This is a genomic window from Methylophaga sp. UBA4204, from assembly GCF_002379485.1.
In the GTDB taxonomy this organism is placed as follows: Bacteria; Pseudomonadota; Gammaproteobacteria; order Nitrosococcales; family Methylophagaceae; genus Methylophaga.
In genome coordinates this window covers 16,589-18,451 of record NZ_DFTU01000055.1, presented here as the reverse complement: position 1 = coordinate 18,451, position 1,863 = coordinate 16,589, and the positions used below count along the sequence as shown (strand labels likewise).

Annotated in this window: 2 protein-coding genes (1 of these 2 running past the window's edge); both read left to right on the top strand. The window is 47.9% G+C overall.

All coding sequences use genetic code 11. The features are described from left to right. The coding region (ubiH, locus tag B3182_RS08020) for a 2-octaprenyl-6-methoxyphenyl hydroxylase (RefSeq protein WP_349677931.1) at nucleotides 1-1,205 on the top strand (1,205 nt) is incomplete at its 5' end. Further along, nucleotides 1,202-1,863: the 5' portion of a UbiH/UbiF/VisC/COQ6 family ubiquinone biosynthesis hydroxylase gene (locus B3182_RS08015; RefSeq protein ID WP_292752273.1), read on the top strand. The gene runs 655 nt beyond the window's last position; 662 of the gene's 1,317 nt are visible here — the first part of the coding sequence; it begins with the start codon at nucleotides 1,202-1,204; its stop codon lies beyond the right edge, outside the window. The genes ubiH and B3182_RS08015, both read left to right, overlap by 4 nt.

Below are 1,863 nucleotides of genomic sequence, written 5' to 3'. Positions count from 1 at the left end.
TCGTGAAAGCCGATTTTGATCTACTGATTGTTGGCGCTGGCATGGTAGGGTCAAGTTTGGCCCTCGCGCTACAAAATAGCGGTTTACGTATTGCTTTGGTGGAGGCTCAGGATCTGCTGGAACACCATCAACCCGGCTTTGATGATCGTGGCATTGCCTTGTCTTACGGCTCCCAACGAATTTTTGAAACCATGCAACTTTGGTCTCAGCTCGAGGATAAAGCCACTCCGATTCACGGCATTCATATTTCAGACCGGGGGCATTTTGGCGTAACGCGTCTGACTGCCCAGAAAGAAAAGGTTCCCGCGTTGGGTCAGGTGATGACCGCAAAACATCTGGGTATTCAATTAAATCAGGCATTACAGCAACACCCAACGTTAAGCATTATGACACCACTTCAGGTTGACAGTCTGGAGCAAACCGCTACATCAGTCACTGTAACGCTATCTGATGGCCAGCAACTCACCAGCAGATTACTGGTCGGTGCCGATGGACAGTTTTCCACCATTCGGGAGTTGCTGGGATTAACCATTTGGCAACGCGAATATCAGCAAACCGCCATCACAGCGAATGTGATACCTGAACGAGCTCATCAGAACTGGGCTTACGAACGCTTTACTGAACATGGACCGTTAGCCTTATTGCCCATGTCTGAGGGTCGTTGCAGTTTGGTATGGACGGTGAAAACAGGTGAAGAGCGTGCCCTGTTAGCAAGTAACGAACAGCAATTTGCTGAACGGCTGCAGAAAGCCTTTGGCTATCGTCTCGGCCATTTTGAAAAAATTGGTCAGCGTAGCTGCTACCCATTAGGTTTAATGCAAACCAATCAGCCTGTACAAAATCGAGTTCTATTAATTGGCAACGCAGCCCATAGTCTGCATCCCATTGCCGGTCAGGGCTTTAATCTTGGCTTACGTGATGCAGCGGTTCTGGCAGAGTTGATTGCCGCCCATCCTGAAGACTGTGGTCACGCCAGTCTGTTACAGGATTATTCCGACTGGCAGCAACAGGATCAGGATAAAGTGGTCAATGCTACAGATTTTCTGGTGAACACCTTCAGCAATAACCATTTTCTGCTTGGACATGGTCGTTCGCTGAGTCTTGCGTTACTTAATGGACTGCCTGGATTAAAAAATCAGCTGGCTAAAACAAGCATGGGACTTAGCGGTAAACAGTCCAGACTCAGTCGGGGACTGCCATTATGAAAAACCACTATGATGTGATTATTGTCGGTGGTGGCATGGTCGGCACCACTTTTGCCCTGTTACTGGCAAAGCAAACTGATTTACAAATTGCCTTAGTTGAAGCGCATCAAACAGAACAACTGGCGGTTGATGATGTTCCATCGCAACGTGTCAGTGCGATTAATCCTTCAAGCCAGCAAATCCTGACAGAGATAAATGTCTGGCAAAATCTGTATACCTCACGACTGGGTCCCTTTGAAAAAATGCAGGTTTGGGAAACAGTCGATAGCGTTCTGCATTTCTCGGCAGCTGAAATCGGGGTCGATTATCTTGGCCACATTGTTGAAAATCAGCTTATTCAGCATCAAGCAATCGCTTTAGCAGCCAATCATCGGCAAGTTGATTTAATTTGTCCCGAAAAGCCCCAACATTATCAAACAGGTCAAATCACTCTGGAAAATGGCCGCGTTTTAACCGCCGACCTCATTGTGGCTGCAGATGGTGCGCATTCCTTATTACGCGAGCAAGCCGGGATTACCAGCCGAGGCTGGGCTTATCAGCAGCATGGACTGGTCGCGACCATACGCACAGAACAGCCACATCAGAAAACTGCCTGGCAGCGTTTTTTATCTGGTGGTCCTCTCGCTTTTTTACCATTGAATGATGCACATTTATGCTC